The organism is Rhodanobacter fulvus Jip2, assembly GCF_000264315.1.
Lineage (GTDB): Bacteria > Pseudomonadota > Gammaproteobacteria > Xanthomonadales > Rhodanobacteraceae > Rhodanobacter > Rhodanobacter fulvus.
The window spans coordinates 1-1,653 of record NZ_AJXU01000049.1; the positions used below are offsets into that span (position 1 = coordinate 1).

2 protein-coding genes are annotated in these 1,653 nt (G+C 64.5%); both read left to right on the forward strand.

Annotation, left to right across the window (positions count from 1 at the left end):
• Positions 1-263 precede the first annotated feature (263 nt).
• Positions 264-806: a DUF2058 domain-containing protein gene (locus UU9_RS12000; protein WP_007082018.1), complete on the forward strand. Its 543-nt coding sequence runs from the start codon at positions 264-266 to the stop codon at positions 804-806.
• 140 nt (positions 807-946) lie between these two features.
• The gene (locus UU9_RS12005; protein WP_007082019.1) at positions 947-1,573 is read left to right on the forward strand and encodes a GNAT family N-acetyltransferase; all 627 of its coding nucleotides are present in this window, start codon (positions 947-949) and stop codon (positions 1,571-1,573) included.
• Positions 1,574-1,653 lie beyond the last annotated feature (80 nt).

Genomic DNA, 1,653 nt, shown 5'->3' on the forward strand with positions numbered 1-1,653 from the left:
TTGATCAGAGCATCCCTAAGGATTGGTCGCTGCCGGCCGCTTGACGACCTCGAACCACTTGCACCACCGGACCCAATCGATGTCTTGCCCGAAACCGGGGTCAGAGTGCACTTCTGAACGACCGCTTCGGGTCGCAAACGAACGCTGGTCCCTCACACGGCAAGACCCGATACGCCGGCACCGGCACGCCAAGCACCCCGGGCCAGCAATCATCACGCGCTACAATTCCGTCCCACATCACCGACTGACCTTTCCACTTCCCCATGCGCAATCCCCTGCAAGAACAACTGCTCAAGGCCGGCCTGGTCAAGAAAAACCAGGTGGCCCAGGCCGTGCGCGAGCAGGCGAAGAAGCACAAGGGCAAGCAGCCGGCGGCACCCAGCGCCGAGCAGTTGGAAGCACAGCGGTTGCAGGCAGAGAAGGCCGCGCGCGATCGCGCCATCGCCGCCGAGCGCAATGCGCAGCTGCGTGCCGGCGAGGCGCGGGTGCAGGTTCAGCAAATCGTGGAAGCGCACAAGGTGAAGCGCGAGGGCGAGATCGCCTATCGCTTTACCGATGGCGACCGCATCAGGGACGTGCTGGTGAACGAGGCGCTGCGTGCGCAGCTGGCCGCCGGCACGCTGGTGATCGTGCGCCATGGCCATGGCTACGAATTGTTGCCGCGCGTGGCGGCCGACAAGGTGTACGAGCGCGATGCCGCGATGATCGTGCTGGACCATGGCCAGTCGACGCCTGGCGATGCTTCCAGCGATGCGGACGACGACTTCTACAGCAAGTTCGAAGTGCCCGACGACCTGGTCTGGTAGCGCTTCGGGCCTGCGGAAAGCTTTTCCGTATTGCAGCAAATCAATCGCAAATTTGCTACACCATGCCTTGATATACAGGGCGTAGCCATTGCAATTTCATGTTGCATTGCACACAATACGCGAAAGTACGGACGTTCTCCATGAGTCTTGCCATCACGTATTCCGCGCCGCTCCGTTTCGCCCCGCTGCCGCCGCGCAGCAGCGAGCGCTTCGCCCGCCGCCACGCCAACGGCGAACCGCGTGGCGAACACGTTGCCACGCGGGACGGCCGCGAACTGGTGCTGCGCCCGATCGAGCCGGGCGACGTGGCCGCCCTGCAGCGCTGCTTCTCGCGGCTGTCGCCGGAAGACATCCGCCGCCGTTTCCTGCATGCCATGTCGGAACTTCCCGCCTTGATGGCGCAGCGCCTGTGCCAGGTCGATCCGGCGCTGGAAACCGCCTTCGTCCTGATGGACGAGTCCACCACGCCCGCGGAGATGCGCGGCGTCGGCCGCATCTATGTCGACCGGTCCGCCGACAACGCGGAGTTCTCGGTACTGGTGGAGCACGACTGGACCCGCCTGGGCCTTGGCGCGCTGCTGATGCAACGACTGGTGGACGACTGCCGCCGCCGCAACCTGACCGAGATCTGGGGTTACGTGCTGCTGGAAAACAGGCCCATGCTGGAACTGTGCAAGGAGCTTGGCTTCGTGCGCCGACTGCTGCCCAGCGAGCCGGGCACCGCGCAGATTTCCCTGGCCTTGGGCAAACCCACCGCGCCACGCTGACCCGTCCGGGCAACGCTCTGCGAATCCCGAATCCCGGCTTTCAACAGCCGAACGGCTGGTCATCCCGAATCCCGAATCCC

Coding starts and splice junctions, on each gene's coding strand:
- UU9_RS12005 (WP_007082019.1), top strand. CDS start 947: ATGAGTCTTGCCATCACGTATTCCGCGCCGCTCCGTTTCGCCCCGCTG.
- UU9_RS12000 (WP_007082018.1), top strand. CDS start 264: ATGCGCAATCCCCTGCAAGAACAACTGCTCAAGGCCGGCCTGGTCAAG.